Origin of the sequence: Kribbella amoyensis (genome assembly GCF_007828865.1) — a bacterium.
GTDB classification, from domain to species: domain Bacteria; phylum Actinomycetota; class Actinomycetes; order Propionibacteriales; family Kribbellaceae; genus Kribbella; species Kribbella amoyensis.
On sequence record NZ_VIVK01000001.1, the window covers coordinates 2,143,658 to 2,161,574 of the forward strand.

Consider the following 17,917-nt stretch of genomic DNA (forward strand, 5'->3'; position numbering starts at 1 on the left):
TGGATGGAGAGTGTGCCGGATCCGCTGCGGGTTCATCCGATGGACGGGGTCGAGCGGGTGGTGATGTTACGGCCGGTGGTGCGGTCGGAGTTGATCGAGGTCGGGGAGTACTCGTACTACGACGACCCGGTGGATCCGACGGCTTTCGAGACCAAGAACGTGCTGTACCACTACGGGCCCGAGAAGCTGCGGATCGGGAGGTACTGCGCTCTCGGGGAGGGGACCACGTTCATCATGAACGGGGCGAACCACCGGATGGACGGGGCGTCGACGTTCCCGTTCCCGATCATGGGTGGGGCGTGGAGCGCGCACTTCGACCTGATCACCGGGTTGCCGGGGCGTGGGGACACCGTAGTCGGGAACGACGTCTGGTTCGGGTACGGCGCGACGGTGATGCCGGGCGTGACGATCGGGGACGGGGCGATCGTGGCGTCGCGGGCCGTGGTCGTGGACGACGTACCGGCGTACGGGATCGTCGGGGGGAATCCGGCCAAGCTGATTCGCAAGCGGTTCAGCGAGGACGACATCGAGCGGCTCCTCGAGATCGCGTGGTGGGACTGGCCGGTCGAGCTGGTCACGGAGCACGTTCGGGTGATCATGGCCGGTGACGTGGATGCGTTGGAGGCGGCGTGGAAATCCGCCCGGTAGCGCCGGAGGACGTGGCGGCGGTCCAGAAGCTGATCGAGTCGGACCCGCACCGCCGAGCTCGAGCGGCTGCTGCGGAATCCACCGGTCGACACGATCACGCTGGCCGACGACGAGCACCTGGTCCTGCCGACGGATCCACGGCCCGCAATTGCCTATGGCAACCACAGCTGTGATCCGAACACCTGGTGGGTGGACGCGGTCACGTTGACGGCCCGCCGGGACATCGCGACCGGCGAGGAGATCACCAGCGACTACGGCACCAGCACCGGTACGCAGTACGCGCTGGACTGCCGCTGCGGCTCACCCTTGTGCCGCGGCAAGGTCACCGGGGACGACTGGCAACGCGAGGAACTCCAGCAGCGGTACGGCGACCACTGGATCCCCGCGTTGCTCGAACGCCAGCGGAAGTCAGCCGAGTAGCACCGGGGCGAGTGTGCGCCATTGCTCGACCGGCTGCGGCCCCGTGACCCCGGTGAGGACGTTGACGGCGACGTGGTCCGCGCCGGCGGCGTGGTGTTCGCGGAGTTTGGCGGCGATGTCGGCCGGCGTCCCCCACGCTGCGAGCGCGTCGACCATCGCATCGGGGAGCTCGGCGAGGTCGGACTCGGTGAAGCCTATCCGGCGCAGCGAGGCCGCGTAGCCCGGCAGGGTGACGAAGGAACTGATCGGTTCTCGGGCGATCGCGCGAGCCGGTCGGCATCGGATTCCACGACGACCAGGTGCGAGACCGACAGCAGCTTGTCGGCGCCCAGGATGCGCCGCGCCTCGGCCGTGTACTCCGGCGTGATCAGGAACGGGTACGCGCCGCCCGTGCGGTCCCGGGCCAGTTCCAGCATCCTCGGACCGAGCGCGGCGAGCAGGCGATGATCCACCGGTACGTCGTCGAGCTGGTCGAGATAGGTGGTCAGCGTCCCGAGCGGCCGAGGACCGTGCGCGCCGCCGAGTCCGACGGTGAAGCGGCCGGGGTGCTCGGTCTCCAGCGCCTGGTACGTCGCGGTGACATCCGTCGGCGAGTAGGTGTCGACGGCAAGGATTCCACTGACGAAGCGGATCGAGCTGGTCGCCCGGACCAGGTCGACGATGGTCTGCAGGCCGGGCAGTGGGCCGCCGGACAGCCAGATCGCGGGGTACCCGAGCTGCTCGGCGACGGCCGCCGCCTGCAGGGACTCGGGGGAGCTGGTGAGCCCGGTCGTGATGCCGAACGGGCCGAAGGAGAGTGTGCTCACCCTGCCACGGTAGGCCGGGTCGGCAACCCCGGATTCTGCTCGCGCCCCGGTCATCCCGTACACTCTTGGCTGGTTCCCCGCGTGGCGGTATCTCGCCCAAACCCCCCAGGGCCGGAAGGCAGCAAGGGTAAGTGAGCTCTTCCGGGTGCGCGGGGAATCCTTTTTTGTGTCCGAGTCCCGGACCGGCCGTGGGGGACGCCCGCCGGTCGGCGAGGCTGGGCGGCATCAGATACTGATGCTCCACGCCGACGCCGAGGGAGACCGATGAGCGAGGACCGTCGCTACCTGCAGGAACTGATCATCGACGAGCTCGGCGTGACGCCGTCGTTCGACCCGGAGCTGGAGATCGAGCGCCGGATCGCCTTCCTGGCCGACCAGCTGCATCGCACCGGCGCCTCGGGGTACGTGCTCGGGATCAGCGGTGGCGTCGACTCCAGTACCGCCGGCCGGCTCTGTCAGCTCGCCGTGGAACGGGTCCGCGAGCGGGGCGGGTCGGCGCGGTTCGTCGCGATGCGGCTCCCGTACGGGGTGCAGCACGACGAGGACGACGCGCAGCGGGCGCTCAAGTTCATCCGGCCGGACGAGACGCTGACGGTCGACATCAAGCCGGCCACCGACGCGATGGTCGAAGCGGTCCGGCACTCCGACCTCGGCGACCGCGAGGACTTCCACGTCGGCAACGTGAAGGCCCGGCAGCGGATGATCGCCCAGTACACGGTGGCCGGTGCCCGCGGCAGCCTGGTCGTCGGCACGGACCACGCGGCCGAGGCGGTGATGGGCTTCTTCACCAAGTACGGCGACGGCGCCTGCGACCTGACCCCGCTGTCCGGCCTGACCAAGCGCCGGGTCCGCGCGGTCGGCGCCCAGCTCGGCGCGGCCCCGGAGATCACCGGCAAGGTCCCGACCGCGGACCTGGAGACGAACAACCCGGGCGTCCCCGACGAGACCGTGCTCGGGGTCAGCTACGACCAGATCGACGACTTCCTCGAAGGGCACGAGATCGAGGACCAGGCGGCCGAGACGATCATCGGGTACCACCGACGCACCGTGCACAAGCGCGCGGTCCCGCTCGCCGTCTAACGTCGTCGTCGGGGGGCATCCCGACGGACGGAGGCGCGTGATGGTCGACTTCTCGCTCACCGACGAGCAGCAGGCGATCCGGTCCACCACCCGGGAGTTCGTCCGCCGCGAGCTGATGCCGTTGGAGGACGAGGTCCTCCGCCGCGAACGCGAAGGGCTGCCGGGCCTCGAGTCCGACGTGGTCCGCGCGCTCCGGACGAAGGCGAAGTCGTTCGGCTTCTGGGGCCTCGGCACGCCCGAGGAGTACGGCGGGATGGCGCTGCCCGCGGTCGACCAGGCGCTGATCACCAGCGAACTCGGCCGGACCTTCGTGCCGTTCTCGTTCGGCGGCGAGGCCGACAACATCCTGTACCACTGCGACGAGCGGCAGCGCGCGGAGTACCTGGTGCCCACGATCGCCGGCGAACGGCGGTCCTGTTTCGCGATCACCGAGCCCGGGGCCGGGTCGGACACCCGCGCGATCCGGACCACGGCGCGGCGGGACGGCGACGACTGGGTGATCCGCGGCGAGAAGACCTTCATCACCGGCGGGAACGAGGCCGACTTCGCGATCGTGATCGCGGTGACCGACCCGGAGCTCGGCCCGAAGGGTGGGTTCACCGCGTTCCTGGTCGACCGGGACCGCGGCTGGACGTCCGGGCGGATCGTGACGATGGGCCAGGCGGTCCCGGCCACGCTGACCTTCGACGACGTCCGGGTGCCGCAGGACCATGTGCTCGGCGAGGTCGGCCAGGGGTACGAGCTGGCGATGCAGTGGATCATGAAGGGCCGGTACCTGATCCCCGCCCGCGGCATCGGCGCCTGTGAACGGCTGCTGGAGCTCGCGATCGAGCACGCGAACACCCGGGAGACCTTCGGCCGGCCGATCGGCGACAACCAGGCGATCCAGTGGATGATCGCGGACTCCGAGGTCGAACTGGAAGCCGCTCGCTGGCTCGTCCTGTACGCCGCCTGGGTGGTCGACCAGGGCCGGCATCCGCAGCACGACAGCGCGATCGCGAAGCTGTACGGCACAAACACGGTCAACCGGGTGGCCGACCGGGTGCTGCAGATCCACGGCGGGATGGGGTACACCAAGGAGCTGCCGATCGAGCGGTGGTTCCGGGAGGTCCGGCTCTGGCGGATCTTCGAGGGCACCGACGAGATGCAGCGCCTGATCATCGCCCGCGACCTGCTCCGCGGCTTCCGGAAACCGGGCGCCCACTTCCACTGATCCGGCGCGCCGGGCGTGGCCAAGCTGACAGCAACGCTGGCAAAGTGGGCCCATGAAGGGTCTGATGCAGGACTACCAGCTGTCCCTGGACACCATCTTCCGGCGGGCCGAGCAGTTCTTCGGCGACAAGACCGTGCACACCGGCGGTCCCGCGCCCACCACGCTGACGTACGCCGAGTGGGCCGAGCGGACCAGACGCCTCGGCGGCGTCCTGGACACGCTCGGCATCAGCCCGGACGGCCGTGTCGGCACCTTCGCCTGGAACTCCGGCCGCCACCTGGAGCTGTACTTCGCGGCGCCGTGTACCGGACGGGTCCTGCACACGCTGAACATCAGGCTGTTCCCCGACCAGGTCGTCTACATCGCGAACCACGCCGAGGACGAGGTCGTCTTCGTCGACAAGTCGCTGCTCGGGTTGTTGCTCCCGCTGCTGGACCGGATGCCGCTGGTCCGGCACGTGGTGGTGATGGACGACCTGCCGCCGGGCGCCCCCGCGACCGAGGTACCGGACGACGGGCGGTTCCACGACTACGAGGAGCTGCTGGCCGCGGCCGAGCCGGTCGAGTTCCACGTCGAGGACGAGAACCAGGCCGCCGCGATGTGCTACACCAGCGGCACCACCGGGAACCCGAAGGGCGTCGTGTACTCCCACCGGTCCACCTGGTTGCACTCGATCGGCGTCCTCACCAACGCCGGCATCGGCCTGCACGAGACCGACACGGTGATGCCGGTGGTCCCGATGTTCCACGCGAACGCCTGGGGACTCGCGCACGCCGCACCGATGGCCGGCGCGAGCCTGGTGTTCCCCGGCCCGGACATGTCGCCGCAGGGCATCCTCAAACTCATGCAGGAGCAAGAGGTCACGCTGTCCGCGGGCGTACCGACCATCTGGCAGGGACTGCTCCCGCTGCTCGACGGCGTGGAGCTGCCCAAGCTCCGGCGGATCCCGTGCGGTGGTTCCGCCGTACCGCTGGCGCTGTCGGAGGCGTTCCGGGAGAAGCTCGGCAAGCCGATCCTGCAGGCGTGGGGGATGACCGAGACGAGCCCGGTCGCCACCGCGTCCCACGTTCCCGAGCGGGACCAGGGACTGCCCGAGGAGGAGCAGGCCCAGCTGCGCGCCCGTCAAGGTCAGGCCCTGCCCGGTGTGGAGGTGCGCATCGTCGAACCAGGATCGACGACGCCGCTGCCGTGGAACGACGAGGCCACCGGTGAGCTGCAGGTCCGCGGCCCGTGGATCGCGGCCGAGTACTACCGTCCCGACGAGGGCGTCACGCTGAACACCGACGACGGCTGGATGAAGACGGGCGACGTGGCCGCCATCGACCAGTACGGGTCCGTGCGGCTCGTGGACCGGACGAAGGACCTGGTGAAGTCCGGTGGCGAGTGGATCAGCTCGGTGGAACTGGAGAACCTGCTGATGGCCCACCCGTCGGTCAAGGAGGCCGCCGTGATCGGCGTACCGCATCCCAAGTGGGACGAGCGTCCGCTGGCCTGCGTGGTCCTGCAGGAGGGCGAGACCGTGACGGGCGAGGAGATCCTCGCGTACCTGGAGCCGTTGGTGGCCAAGTTCTGGCTGCCGGACGCGGTCGAGTTCATCGAAGAGGTCCCGAAGACGTCGGTCGGCAAGTTCTCCAAGAAGGACCTCCGCACCCGCTTCGCCGACTACCGCCTGGAGTGAACCAGTCGCCGATGTGGCATGGCCCGGGATCCTCGGTACAGTGCGGTCGCATGCGAGGGATCATCCTGGCCGGCGGCTCCGGCACGCGTTTGCACCCGCTCACGATGGCAGCGAGCAAGCAACTGCTGCCGGTGTACGACAAGCCGATGATCTACTACCCGCTGTCCACGTTGATGCTGGCGAACATCCGCGAGGTGCTGGTCATCACCACCCCGGACGACGCGCCGCAGTTCCAGCGGTTGCTGGGCGACGGGTCGCAGTTCGGGATGGACATCTCGTACGCGGTCCAGCCGAGCCCGGACGGACTCGCCCAGGCGTTCCTGATCGGGGAGTCGTTCATCGCTGACGAGCCGGTCGCCCTCGCCCTCGGCGACAACATCTTCTACGGCCCCGGTCTCGGCGTCCACCTGCAGACGTTCAACGAGGTCGACGGCGGCGTCGTGTTCGCGTACCGGGTGGCCGACCCGACGGCGTACGGCGTGGTCGAGTTCGACGCCGAGGGCCGGGCGCTGAGCATCGAGGAGAAGCCGAAGCAGCCGAAGAGCAACTATGCGGTGCCGGGCCTGTACTTCTACTCCAGCGACGTGGTCGAGATCGCCAAGGAGATCAAGCCGTCGGCCCGCGGCGAGCTGGAGATCTCCTCGGTCAACGAGGTGTACCTGGACGCCAAGCGGCTGCAGGTCGAGGTGCTGCCGCGCGGGACCGCCTGGCTGGACACCGGGACCTTCGACTCGCTGATGGCGGCGGGCGAGTTCGTCCGCGCGGTGGAGATGCGGCAGGGCCAGAAGATCGGCTGCCCGGAGGAGATCGCCTGGCGCCGCGGGTTCATCGACGACGCCGGGCTGCAGAGCCGCGCCGACGCGCTGGCCAAGTCCGGGTACGGGAACTACCTGCTCGGCCTGCTCGACGAGGAAGCCGGGCGGCTCGGCTGAGACCGGCCGTACTGGGCTGAGGTTTTGTCGGGGCGCAACGCTAGGGTGGCCGTCGTGGAAGCACCCCTTGCGCTGTACCGCCGGTATCGCCCGGAGACCTTCGCCGAGGTCATCGGGCAGGACCACGTCACCGCTCCGCTGCGGAACGCGCTGAGCAACAACAGGGTCAACCACGCCTATCTGTTCTCCGGTCCACGCGGCTGCGGCAAGACCACCAGCGCCCGGATCCTGGCCCGCGCGATCAACTGCGAGAAGGGCCCGACCCCGGAGCCCTGCGGCGTCTGCAAGTCGTGTACCGACCTGGCCCGCGGCGGTCCCGGCAGCATCGACGTGATCGAGATCGACGCGGCCTCGCACGGCGGTGTCGACGACGCCCGCGACCTGCGTGAACGCGCCTTCTTCGCACCGGTGGAGAGCCGGTACAAGATCTACATCATCGACGAGGCGCACATGGTGACCACGCAGGGCTTCAACGCCCTGCTCAAGCTGGTCGAGGAGCCACCGCCGCACCTCAAGTTCATCTTCGCGACCACCGAGCCGGACAAGGTGATCGGGACGATCCGGTCCCGCACCCATCACTACCCGTTCCGCCTGGTCCCGCCGAAGCTGCTCGGCGACTACATGGCCACCCTGTGCGAGGCGGAGGGCGTCGCGATCGCCCCGGCCGCGCTGCCGCTGGTGGTCCGCGCCGGCGCCGGGTCGGTCCGGGACTCGCTCAGCGTGCTCGACCAGTTGATCGGCGGCGCGGGCCCGGAGGGCGTGACGTACGAGCTGGCCGTCGACCTGCTCGGGTTCACCCCGGACTCGCTGCTCGACGCCTGCGTGGACGGGTTCGCCGCGCACGACAGCCGCGCGGTCTTCGAGACGATCGAAAAGGTGATCGAGACCGGCCAGGACCCGAAGCGCTTCGCCGAGGACCTGCTCCGCCGGCTCCGCGACCTGGTCATCCTCTCCGCCGTCCCGAACGCGGTCACCTCCGGCCTGATCGAAGCCGCCGAGGACCAGGGCGAGCGCCTGCAGACCCAGGCCGCCGGCATCGGCGCCGCCGAGCTCACCCGAGCCGCCGACATCGTCGCCGCCGGGCTGCTGGAGATGCGCGGCGCGACCGCTCCTCGCCTTCAGCTCGAGCTCATCTGCGCCAAGGTCCTGCTCCCCGGAGCCGACGACTCCACCAACGGCATCCAAGCCCGCCTCGACCGGATGGAACGCCGCCTCACCATCACCCCCGGCACCCTCCCCACCTCGGGGGGCGCGGCCGAGCCAGCGCCTGCGGGTACCGGCGCAGCCCCGGCGAGACAAGCAGGAGCTGGGCAAGCGGGTGCCGACCAAGCCGGTACGGCGCACCCGGGCGCCGAGCACGGCGCGGCGCAGGCTGCGACGGCCCCGCCGGTCTCGGCACAGCCGGGCGGTGGTGCCACGACATCTTCCGGGAGCACCGCGGGCGCCGGGCAGGCAGCGTTCTCGCCCCCCGACGGCTCCGCCCAGACCGCGGGAGCGCCTTCGCCTGCCGCCGCGGCATCCGGCGCGAGCCAGCAGTCCGGCGCGGGTCGGTCGGGCGCGGGCTCGTCGGGTGGAGGGAGCGACTGGGGCAGCCCGCAGCAGGGTGGTACCCAGGGTGGCGCTCAGGTTGCGAGCCCGGCGGCGGCTTCGGTGGCTCCGGCGCAGGCTGCTCCGCCATCGTCCGGCTCCGTCGGGCTGGCCGACGTCCGGCGGCTCTGGCCGGAGGTGCTGGAGGCGGTCAAGACGAAGCGCCGCTTCGCCTGGATCATGCTCAGCCAGAACGCCCAGGTCATCGCCATCGACGACCAGACCCTCACCCTCGGCCTGGTCAACGCCGGCGCCCGCGAGAGCTTCGCCCGCTCCGGCAGCGACGAGATCCTCCGCCAGGCCCTGATCGACACCATCGGCCTCAACCGCCGGGTCGAAGCAGTCGTCGACCCCTCCACCGACCCGGGCGCGGGCGGCGGCGGAGGCGGCGGCTCCACCCCACCCCAGGCACCACGCGGCGGCCCCAGCAACTCCAGCTGGGACCAACCACCCCGCCAGAACTCCTCCTGGGACCAGCCCACCGACGCCCCGTCGTCCCAGCCAGGCCCTAACCAGCCGGCCCCCGACCAGCCGGCCCCAGGCCCCACCGGCAACGAGCCAACCTCCGGCCCCGCCGCCCACGCGGGCAGCCCAGCACAGCCACCCGCCGCGACCCCCGCGACAAGCGACGCGGGGGATCAGCAACGCAACTCGGGCAGCTCAAGCAGCTCAAGCACCGCGACCCCGTCGGCCGAAGCAGAGTCAGCCGCCGATGCAGGCGGCCCGGGTGCGAACCACGCGGCAACGAACGACTCCGGTGGCCAGGACGCTTCCGCTGCATCCAGCCCAGCAAGCGACCAGTCCGCGTCCGCCGGCGCACCGTCCTCCTCGCCCGGCGGACAGCCTGCTGGCCCACAGCCCTCCGGCGCCTCGGCTGCCTCCCCATCAGCTGGATCCGTGCCCTCGACGCCCAGCCAGCCCACCGAAGCTCAGCCCTCCACCCAAGCCGCGCAGTCGAACGCCGCCACCCCCGACCTTGCGAACACGACCGCCAACCCCGCGAGTACCGGAGCACCGACCCCCGCAGGCGGCACCACGAATCGATCCACCGACGGATCGAAACCGTCCAACGGGCCGACGTCGTCCGGCGACCAGGTGGCGAGCAAGTGGCGGGCGGCCGAGGCCGCGGTCGCGGCGGAGCAGGCCGAGCGCGCGCGCCTGACCGCCGAGCGTCCGGCCCCCGAGGCTCCGATGACGCCAGAAGAGGAAGCCGAGGTCATCGGCGACGACGACATGGTGCTCGAAGAGGACAACCTCACGCACACCGACCTCCTCCGCGAGGCGCTCGGCGCCCAGCTCATCACCGAAGACTCCAACTGAGGCAGCGCCCTCAGCGGTCGAGCAGCACAATCTCCAACCCAGTAAGGCGTTCCGCCGCAGAAATGATGTCCAGGGCAACGATCCTGTCCGCGGCGAACGTGAAGACCGCCACGGATCCGATCGTCCCACCCTGGCCCGCAGCGACCCCCAGTGCGCCGTCGACCAGCGCGACCCGCGTCAGCTCGGCCACCTGAACAAACGTCGCCGCCCCGTCGGCAACAACCCGTACCCCGCGGAGCTCCCGTCCCGCCCAGGGGCCACCGTCGGTCCGCACGACCACCTCGGGATCCAGCACCGCGACCAGCGCTTCGAGATCCCCACCGCGCGCCGCGGCGAGGAACGCCTCGACGACCTCCCGCTGCCGGATCAACTCGATCGCCGCATCCACCCCACCCGTCGGCAACGGCTCCTCCGCTGACAGCGACCCGGCCGCATCCACCGAAGAATCCACCGCACCCCGAACCCGCCGACGCGCCCGGCTCGCCAGCTGCCGGGTCGCGAGCTGGTTCCGCCCGACGATCGGCGCGATCTCCTCGAACGGCACCGAGAACAGGTCGTGCAGCACGAACGCGAGTCGCTCGGCCGGTGTCAGCGTCTCCAGAACCACCAGCAGCGCCACGCCCACCGAGTCGGCCAGCAACGCCTCCTGCTCCGGATCCTGCACGCCACCGACCTCTGCGGGCCCCACCACCTCGAGCGACTCCTCCCGGCGCCGGGTCCGGGTTCGCAGCATGTTCAGGCAGACGCGGCCGACGACGGTCGTGAGCCAGCCGCCGAGGTTGTCGACGGTGCCGGGGTCGGACCGGTTCAGCCGCAACCACGTCTCCTGGACGGCATCGTCCGCCTCGGCCTGCGAACCGAGCATCCGGTACGCCACCGCGCGCAGCCGGAGCCGATGGTCCTCGAACCGGGCGGCCAGGAAATCTCTTTCGTCCATCGGTCACGTTCCTCCGTCGGGTGGGGTCACAGCACTGACCCCGAAAACCGCGCCGATGTGACACCACCCGGCGCCCGACCTCTCCGAGAGGACCACCTGATGCAGTTGCGCATGAAGAACCCCGCCTTCCTCCTGCCGGACGGGATGCAGGGCATCCAGTACTTGCTCAAGGCCTCCAACTCCGCCGGCGTACCGGGGACCACGCTGGAGCTGATCGGTCTGCGGGCCAGCCAGCTCAACGGCTGTACCGCCTGCGCGCAGAGCCACGCCGAGCAGGCGCGGCGGGCGGGTGAGACCGACCAACGCCTGGCCGTGGTCGCCACCTGGCGGCACGCCCCCTACTTCACCCCGGCCGAACGCGCCGCGCTCGCTCTCACGGAGGACCTGACCCGGCTCGCCGACCGCAACGACGAGGCCGTCCCGGACGCGCTCTGGGCCGAGGTGTCCGAGTACTACGACGAGCCGCAGCGGGCCGCGATCATCCTGCTGATCGGCACCGTCAACCTCTTCAACCGGCTCAACGTCACCGTCCGCGAGCAGGCGGATCAGCCGAGCTGGCAGGGCTGAACCAGGCTCCACCCGACGGCTCGAACGCTGTCGTCCACAGCGTTCGGGCCGTATCTGTGGAGCTTTTGCGGCCGCTGGGACCACGCTGAAAGTACACAGGTCTTCCACAGCCTGTGGATAACTAGGTGCACACCCTGTGGAGAACTCACGTGGACACCAATCGGTTTCCGCCGGCCCGAAGCCTCCCGCTGGGGTTGTCGGGCGGACCGGCTAGGCTCGGGGCAAGCGGAAGCAGTCCGACGGGAGATCGCGGTGTTCGACGGTGGCGGGGCACAGGGTGGTGCTGGCGGCTTCGACATGTCCGACCTGCTCGCGCAGGCACAGGCCATGCAGAACCAGCTGATGGAGGCGCAGGCCAACCTGGAGAACCAGGAGGTCGAGGGCACCGCGGGCGGTGGGCTGGTGACCGCGCTGGTCTCCGGGACGGGCGAGCTGCTCAGCCTGACCATCAACCCGCAGGCGGTCGACCCGGACGACACCGAGACGCTGGCCGACCTGATCGTGGCCGCGGTCCGCGACGCCTCCGAGAACGCCACGGAGGTCGCGACCCGCGCGATGGGCCCGCTGGCCGGTGGTCTCGGCGGCGGTCTGCCCGGGCTCGGTGGCCCGGCCGACGACGCCCCCGGCAACGGCGGCATCGGGTTCACCCTGCCCGGCGGCCCGGCCGGTCCATCCGGTCAGAACCCGGGCTGACGTGTACGAAGGGGCCGTCCAGGACCTCATCGACGAACTCGGCCGGCTCCCCGGCGTCGGCCCGAAGTCCGCACAACGCATCGCGTTCCATCTGCTGGCCGCCGACGAGGCGGACGTCCGGCGACTCGCCCACGTGCTGATCCAGGTCAAGGAGAAGGTCAAGTTCTGCGAGATCTGCGGCAACGTCGCGGAGGAGACGCAGTGCCGGATCTGCCGTGACCCGCGCCGTGACCTCGCGCTGATCTGCGTGGTCGAGGAGGCCAAGGACGTGGTCGCGATCGAGCGGACCCGCGAGTTCCGCGGCCGGTACCACGTCCTCGGCGGCGCGATCTCGCCGATCGAGGGGATCGGGCCGGACGAACTGCGGATCCGCGAGCTGATGCAACGGCTGGCCAGCGGCGAGGTGACCGAGATCATCCTCGCCACCGACCCGAACCTGGAAGGCGAGGCGACCGCGACCTACCTGAGCCGGTTGCTGCGGCCCATGGGGTTGCGTGTCACTCGTTTGGCCAGTGGACTACCTGTAGGCGGAGACCTCGAGTATGCCGACGAGGTCACACTCGGACGGGCGTTTGAAGGGCGACGATCGATCGATGACTGATTTCACCGATATTGCGGACCGTGCGCTGGACACCGACAACGAAGACCTGACGGAGTTCGCCGAACAGATCGCCGACCAGGTGCAGAGCTTCCTGATCTCGGTCCGCGACATCGCCGCGCAACCCGACGAGGACGGCGTCGACGAGGGGCTCGCCTCACTGCCGTACCTGCTGCTCGAGGTGAGCCAGCTGCTGCTCGCGGGCGGCCGGCTCGGCGCCTTCGAGGACTTCGTGCCCGAGGAGCGGTTCGAGAGCGACGCGGGTCCGGATCCGGACCTGGACGCGATGCGGGACCGGCTGGCCGTGCTGTTCGAGGGCCTGGACGAGTACGCCGAGGTCTTCGACCCGTACGCCGCGCCGCCGGAGATCACCGTCAACCGGCTCTCCGACGACCTCACCGCGATCGCCACCGACCTGGTCCACGGCCTGGCCCACTACCAGTCCGGCCGCGTCATCGAGGCGTTGTGGTGGTGGCAGTTCTCCTACGTCTCCACCTGGGGCGCGGCCGCCAGCGCCGTGCTGCGGGCGATCCAGTCGCTGATCGCGCACGACCGGCTGGAGCCGGCCCACGACGCCGAGACCGAGGCCACCGACCGCGAACTGGTCGAGGTGGCCGAGGAAGCCGTCCAGCGCCGCTGACCCGGACCCTCCGCAGGACCCCACCCGTCGGTACCGTGTGGCCTCGGTCGCGGCCGAGGAGGAGCGCAGGTGCAGCACGAGGATTCGGCGACGATCGGCCCGTTCGTCGTGCGTTCCCGGCTCGGCCGCGGTGCGATGGGGGCCGTGTACCTGGCGAAGTCGCCGGGTGGCCGGCTGGTCGCGGTCAAGGTGGTCCGGGACGAGCTGGCCGGTGACGACCGGTTCCGGGCCCGGTTCGCCCGGGAGATCGAGCACGCGCGGAAGGTCAGCGGCGCGTTCACCGCGGCCGTGGTCGACGCGGATCCGGCCGCCGATCGCCCGTGGCTGGCGACCGAGTACCTGCCCGGGCCGACCCTGCAACAGGCCGTCGACGAGCACGGTCCGCTGGAACGCGCCGGCCTGCGGTACGTCGTGGCCGGGCTCGCCGAGGCGCTGCTCGCGATCCACCGGTGCGGCCTGGTCCACCGTGACCTGAAACCGTCGAACATCCTGCTCACCGACAACGGTCCGCGGGTGATCGACTTCGGGATCGCCCGCGCCCTCGAAGATGTCAGCCTGACCGCGACCGGCAACATCATCGGGACCCCGGGGTACCTCTCGCCCGAGCAGATCACCGGCGGCACCGTCGGTCCGGCGTCCGACCTGTTCTCCCTGGGCGCGGTCCTCGCCTTCGCGGCGACGGGACGCGGCCCGTTCGGCACCGGTCCGGTCGGCGCCCTGGTCCATCGCGTCGTCCACGAACAGCCGACCATCCCCGCGTTGCCGGACGGCCTGGAAGACCTGACCCGCCGCTGCCTGACCATCCGGCCCGACGCCCGCCCGACCCCGCAACAGATCCTCGACACGCTCGGCCCGGTGGACCCGACCGGGATGCCGGCCGCCAACACCCTGCTGGCCCCCCACCCGGTACCGCCGACGAAGGTCGAGCACCGGCCGCAGCCTCTCCCCGCCCACCTTCAAGCGCCACCACCGCCGCAGCACCTGCCGTCGGGACCCACGAATCCCCACCAACCGCCGGCCCTTCAACGCATCACGGACGCGGCACCCGGTACGACCTTCGGCACCACCCGCACCCGGCCGGCGATCATCGCGGTCATCGCCCTCGCATTCGCCCTGCTCTGCGGCCTGAACTCGCAGTACGCCTCCGAGGCCAACCAGCCGCTGCTCGCTCTGGCTTGGTTGGTGCCGTGCTTCGTCGCCTGGTGGTACACGATCACCCGCACCCGCCTGGTCCTTCGGCGAAGGGTCCGCCTCCGCGTCGCCCACACCGGCCTCACGGTCCACCGTGGCTCCCGCTCCGGTACGGCGCCGTGGTCCTCGGTCGCCCGAATCCGCATCACCGGCGACCAGACCCGACCCTGGCTCGTCGTGTGGTTCGAAGGCCCCGCCGACCTCCCGGCCTCAGCCCGCCGCCACCACGGCGGCGCCCGCATCTACCCGATCGGCCACGAGCGCGCCCAGACCCGGCGAACCCGCCAACTCACCGAACTCCAAGCAGCCCTCACCTGGTACGCCGGCCGCCTCTACGACCGGAACCCCTGACCATCACGCGACAGCTGAGGCGACCGTGGCGTCGATGGTGACGGGGATGTTGCCGCGGGTCGCGTTGGAGTAAGGGCAGATCGCGTGCGCCGCCTCGACGAGGGAATCGGCCGTGGCCTGGTCGATGCCGCCCACCTCCACGTGCAGCGCGGCGGCGAGGCTGAAGCCGCCCTGGTCCGTGGGATGCAGGCTGACCTCGGCATCGACGACCGAATCGGTGACGGTGATCTTCCGGGCCGCGGCGACCGCCTTCAGCGCCGAGTGGAAGCACGACGCCCAACCGGCGGCGAAGAGCTGCTCCGGATTGGTCGCTCCACCTGGCCCGCCGAGCTCCCGCGGGACCGCGAGCGTGACGTCGATCAGGCCGTCGTCGCTGACGGCGCGTCCGCCGGCGCGGCCGTTCCCGGTCGAGGTGGCGACGGTGGTGTACAGAGGTTCGGTCATGTCGTTTCTCCTTCTGTGGTGGGGTTCTAGCGGTCACGGCCGTCGGTTTCGAGGAGACGGAGCCAGATCTCGCTGATGGTCGGGTAGGCCGGGACGGCGTGCCAGAGCCGGTCCAGCGGAACCTCGCCGGTGATGGCGACGGTGGCCGCGTGCAGGAGTTCGGAAACGTCGGGCCCGACCGCGGTGAAGCCGATCAGGGTGTTGCTGTTGTCGTCGATGACCATCCGCGCCTGCCCGCGGTAGTCATCGGCGTGCAACGCGGCGCCGGCGACCGCACCGAGATCGTGGTCGACGACCCGGACCTTCCGGCCGGCGGCGATCGCGGCTTCGGCGGACAGACCGACGGCGGCGACCTCGGGATCGGTGAAGATCACCTGGGTCACGGCGCTCTCGTCGGCGGTGACCGCGTGACGCCCCCAGGTACCGAGGTCTGGGTTCTCGCCGCGAGCCCGTGCGGCGAGCGCGTCGCCCAGGGCGCGGGCCTGGTACTTGCCGTGATGGGTCAGCAGGGCCCGCTTGGTCACGTCGCCCGCGGCATACAGCCAGCCGCCGTCGATCGGCCTGCCGGTGTCGTCGAGGACGGCGAGCGCGTCGTCGACGGCCAGCCAGTCGCCGGGGGTGAGGCCGAGGTGATCCAGGCCGAGGTCCTTGGTGTTGGGAGTACGTCCGGTGGCGACGAGCACCTCGTCGGCTTCGACCGCGGTCCCGTCGGAGAGGGTGAGGTGCACCGTGCCGGAGTCGTCCCGCCGGGCCCCGGTGGCGTCGACGCCCAGGTGAAGCGAGACCCCTGCCGTTCGGAGAGCGGTGGCGACATGCTCACTGGCGAAGGGCTCCACACCGGGCAGCAGCCTCGTCTGGGAAACGAGTGTCACCCGCGAACCGAGTGCGCTGAACGCGGTCGCCATCTCGGATCCGACGACCCCACCGCCGATGATCGCCAACCGCTGCGGGACCTCCTTGACGGCGGCCGCTTCCCTGCTCGTCCACGGCGCCACGTCCGCCAGGCCCGGTACGGGTGGCAGGTGCGCGCTGCTGCCGGTGGCGATCACGACCGCATGGCGTGCTCGTACCGACGTGGTCGCGCCGTCCGGGTGAGTGACGGTGACGGTACGGGTCCCGGTGATGCGGCCGTGTCCGCGAACCAAGGTGATCCCGGCCTGGTCGAGCCAGTCGACCTGGCCGGAATCGTCCCAGTTGGAGGTGAAGCGGTCCCGCCGGGCCAGCACCGCGGCCGGGTCCAGCTCACCGATGACGGCTTGTCCGGCGGCCGGCAACGCGCGAGCGGCGCGGATCGCGGCGGCGTCGCGCAGCAGGGCCTTGGTGGGCATGCAGGCCCAGTACGAGCACTCGCCGCCGACGAGTTCGCGTTCCACGATCGCCGCGCTCAGGCCGCCCTGGACCGCCCGGTCGGCGACGTTCTCACCGACCGGGCCGGCGCCGATGATCACGACGTCGAAGGTCGATTCCTGGTGGATGTCGGTCATGTCACTTCGCTTTCTTGGCCAGCTGGTGCAGCCGGATCGCGGAGAGCAGGAAGAAGATGCCACCGAGGATCGCGTAGCCGGCGACCGAGGTGAGGGAGGGGTCCGCCCCGCCCGCCATCACGATGAAGCTGCCGCCCGCGAGGACCGAGAGTCCGCCGCTGAGGATCATCGGCCACTGGCCACCGAGCCGATGGCGCAGGATCGCGACGACCAGCTGGACGATGCCCGCCGTGATCGCCCAGGCGCCCCACACCCGCAGCACGCTGGGGATACCGGACGTGGCCGCGATGGCCAGGCCGATCGTGGTGAGCAGACTCAGCCCCATGTTCACGAACAGCGGCGCCTTCGGTCGGGACGCGCCCGAGGTACGGAAGTCGACGACGGCCGCGGCGACGTCGAAGAGCGGGTAGATCACCAGCAGGACAGCAGCCCCCGGGGTGATCATCTTGGCGATCGCCATCACCAGGACCGCCCAGACGAGGGCGAATCCGAAGCGGACGTAGTACAGCGTGCGCAGGGCCTGGGTGGTGCCGGCGGCATTGGTCACCGGGCCGGCCTGGAGGGTTTCGGATGAACTGGACATAGCTCCTTCTCTCGATCGGAGTACCGACGGATTCGGTGGTAGACAGAACGATCGGTACGGCTGTGAGCTTGCCGGACGGTGTCCGCCGTTGTCAAGACCGATCGTTCTGTCTGCTAAGCTCGTCATCGACCGCCAGAGATCGGAGAAGAAGCGGATGTCGGAAGCGCGCTACCGCCTGCTCAATACGGCCACCGGCCTCTTCTACGCCGAGGGCCTGCACGCCGTCGGCGTCGATCGCGTCATCGACGAGGCGAAGGTCACGCGGTCCACGCTCTACCGGCATTTCCCGAGCAAGGACGACCTGATCGTCGGCTACCTGACCCAGGCCGACGAGGCGATCCGGACCCAGGTGGAAGCCGTCCGCGCGGAGGGCGCGAGCCCCGACGACGTCATCCGCAAGGTCGCTCGCTCCATCGCCGACGACATCCAGACGGCCGGCTTCCGGGGCTGCGCCTTCCTCAACGCCGCCGCCGAGTACCCGGACCCCGAGCACCCGGTCCACCAGGCGATCCTCAAGCACCGCCAGTGGTTCCTGGAGACCCTCACCGAGCTCTTCACCGCCACCGGGAAGATCGACCCCGAGCCGGCCGCCCGCCACTTCGTCCTGCTCCGCGACGGCGCGATGGCTGCCGGCTGCCTCACCGACCCCAAGCCGATCAGCGAGACCTTCCTCCGCGGTATCGAAGGCCTCCTCACCTACCGCAGCCGCCAGGACCCGGAAGCCTGAAGCGCAGCCCGGGGCGAA

At 70.5% G+C, this 17,917-nt stretch carries 19 protein-coding genes and 1 other RNA gene; 14 read left to right on the forward strand and 6 right to left on the reverse strand.

Annotated features, from left to right (window positions below; all coding sequences use genetic code 11):
- Positions 1–3: 3 nt before the first annotated feature.
- Positions 4–648, forward strand: coding sequence for a CatB-related O-acetyltransferase (locus tag FB561_RS38955; RefSeq protein WP_145805424.1), 645 nt, complete (start codon positions 4–6; stop codon positions 646–648).
- A 147-nt stretch (positions 649–795) separates the two neighbouring features.
- The gene (locus FB561_RS10265) at positions 796–1,068 is read left to right on the forward strand and encodes an SET domain-containing protein-lysine N-methyltransferase (protein WP_272952579.1); all 273 of its coding nucleotides are present in this window, start codon (positions 796–798) and stop codon (positions 1,066–1,068) included.
- Here FB561_RS10265 and FB561_RS37830 read toward each other — a convergent pair.
- Both FB561_RS37830 and FB561_RS10270 read right to left on the reverse strand, forming a co-directional pair.
- Positions 1,057–1,224: a hypothetical protein gene (locus FB561_RS37830; RefSeq protein ID WP_170284620.1), complete on the reverse strand. Its 168-nt coding sequence runs from the start codon at positions 1,222–1,224 to the stop codon at positions 1,057–1,059. The genes FB561_RS10265 and FB561_RS37830 overlap by 12 nt on opposite strands.
- Before the next feature lie 38 nt (positions 1,225–1,262).
- Positions 1,263–1,874 carry an LLM class flavin-dependent oxidoreductase gene (locus FB561_RS10270; RefSeq protein WP_170284621.1) on the reverse strand — a complete coding sequence of 204 codons (612 nt, stop codon included), beginning with the start codon at positions 1,872–1,874 and terminating at the stop codon, positions 1,263–1,265.
- 68 nt (positions 1,875–1,942) lie between these two features.
- Between FB561_RS10270 and ffs the strand changes: the two genes are divergently transcribed.
- The 6 genes from ffs (at position 1,943) to FB561_RS10300 (ending at position 9,684) form a co-directional block, all read left to right on the forward strand.
- Positions 1,943–2,039, forward strand: an RNA gene (gene ffs / locus FB561_RS10275) — signal recognition particle sRNA small type.
- Between the two features lie 99 nt (positions 2,040–2,138).
- The gene (gene nadE / locus FB561_RS10280) at positions 2,139–2,954 is read left to right on the forward strand and encodes an ammonia-dependent NAD(+) synthetase (protein ID WP_145805430.1); all 816 of its coding nucleotides are present in this window, start codon (positions 2,139–2,141) and stop codon (positions 2,952–2,954) included.
- 40 nt (positions 2,955–2,994) lie between these two features.
- The gene (locus FB561_RS10285) at positions 2,995–4,167 is read left to right on the forward strand and encodes an acyl-CoA dehydrogenase family protein (protein WP_145805432.1); all 1,173 of its coding nucleotides are present in this window, start codon (positions 2,995–2,997) and stop codon (positions 4,165–4,167) included.
- Between the two features lie 52 nt (positions 4,168–4,219).
- Complete coding sequence (locus FB561_RS10290) at positions 4,220–5,845, forward strand: long-chain fatty acid--CoA ligase (RefSeq protein WP_170284622.1); 1,626 nt, start codon at positions 4,220–4,222, stop codon at positions 5,843–5,845.
- Positions 5,846–5,895: 50 nt separating this feature from the next.
- Positions 5,896–6,777, forward strand: a complete 882-nt coding sequence (rfbA, locus tag FB561_RS10295) for a glucose-1-phosphate thymidylyltransferase RfbA (RefSeq protein ID WP_145805434.1) — start codon at positions 5,896–5,898, stop codon at positions 6,775–6,777.
- A 54-nt stretch (positions 6,778–6,831) separates the two neighbouring features.
- On the forward strand, positions 6,832–9,684 hold the full coding sequence (locus FB561_RS10300; protein WP_145805436.1) for a DNA polymerase III subunit gamma and tau: 2,853 nt from the start codon (positions 6,832–6,834) through the stop codon (positions 9,682–9,684).
- A gap of 10 nt (positions 9,685–9,694) precedes the next feature.
- On the opposite strand, the gene FB561_RS10305 is transcribed toward FB561_RS10300, so the two are convergent.
- Positions 9,695–10,621 (reverse strand): sigma-70 family RNA polymerase sigma factor, encoded by a 927-nt coding sequence (locus FB561_RS10305; RefSeq protein WP_145805438.1) that lies wholly within the window; start codon positions 10,619–10,621, stop codon positions 9,695–9,697.
- 99 nt (positions 10,622–10,720) lie between these two features.
- Here FB561_RS10305 and FB561_RS10310 point away from each other — a divergent pair, with 99 nt between their 5' ends.
- The 5 genes from FB561_RS10310 (at position 10,721) to FB561_RS10330 (ending at position 14,661) form a co-directional block, all read left to right on the forward strand.
- A complete protein-coding gene (locus FB561_RS10310) occupies positions 10,721–11,188 on the forward strand; it encodes a carboxymuconolactone decarboxylase family protein (protein ID WP_145805440.1) in 468 nt (155 codons plus the stop codon).
- A gap of 252 nt (positions 11,189–11,440) precedes the next feature.
- Positions 11,441–11,881 carry a YbaB/EbfC family nucleoid-associated protein gene (locus FB561_RS10315; RefSeq protein WP_145805442.1) on the forward strand — a complete coding sequence of 147 codons (441 nt, stop codon included), beginning with the start codon at positions 11,441–11,443 and terminating at the stop codon, positions 11,879–11,881.
- A 1-nt stretch (position 11,882) separates the two neighbouring features.
- Positions 11,883–12,482: a recombination mediator RecR gene (gene recR / locus FB561_RS10320; RefSeq protein ID WP_145805444.1), complete on the forward strand. Its 600-nt coding sequence runs from the start codon at positions 11,883–11,885 to the stop codon at positions 12,480–12,482.
- Complete coding sequence (locus FB561_RS10325) at positions 12,475–13,119, forward strand: DUF5063 domain-containing protein (RefSeq protein ID WP_145805446.1); 645 nt, start codon at positions 12,475–12,477, stop codon at positions 13,117–13,119. Before recR ends, FB561_RS10325 begins: the two co-directional genes overlap by 8 nt.
- 69 nt (positions 13,120–13,188) lie before the next feature.
- Positions 13,189–14,661 carry a serine/threonine-protein kinase gene (locus tag FB561_RS10330; RefSeq protein WP_202880583.1) on the forward strand — a complete coding sequence of 491 codons (1,473 nt, stop codon included), beginning with the start codon at positions 13,189–13,191 and terminating at the stop codon, positions 14,659–14,661.
- 3 nt (positions 14,662–14,664) lie between these two features.
- On the opposite strand, the gene FB561_RS10335 is transcribed toward FB561_RS10330, so the two are convergent.
- The 3 genes from FB561_RS10335 to FB561_RS10345 are packed head-to-tail and all read right to left on the reverse strand — an operon-like array spanning position 14,665 to position 17,172.
- On the reverse strand, positions 14,665–15,105 hold the full coding sequence (locus FB561_RS10335) for an organic hydroperoxide resistance protein (RefSeq protein ID WP_145805447.1): 441 nt from the start codon (positions 15,103–15,105) through the stop codon (positions 14,665–14,667).
- 26 nt (positions 15,106–15,131) lie between these two features.
- Positions 15,132–16,589 (reverse strand): dihydrolipoyl dehydrogenase family protein, encoded by a 1,458-nt coding sequence (locus FB561_RS10340; RefSeq protein ID WP_145805450.1) that lies wholly within the window; start codon positions 16,587–16,589, stop codon positions 15,132–15,134.
- 1 nt (position 16,590) lies between these two features.
- A complete protein-coding gene (locus FB561_RS10345; protein WP_145805452.1) occupies positions 16,591–17,172 on the reverse strand; it encodes a hypothetical protein in 582 nt (193 codons plus the stop codon).
- A gap of 154 nt (positions 17,173–17,326) precedes the next feature.
- On the opposite strand from FB561_RS10345, the gene FB561_RS10350 reads away from it, so the two are divergent.
- Positions 17,327–17,899, forward strand: coding sequence for a TetR/AcrR family transcriptional regulator (locus FB561_RS10350; RefSeq protein WP_145805454.1), 573 nt, complete (start codon positions 17,327–17,329; stop codon positions 17,897–17,899).
- Positions 17,900–17,917: the final 18 nt, after the last annotated feature.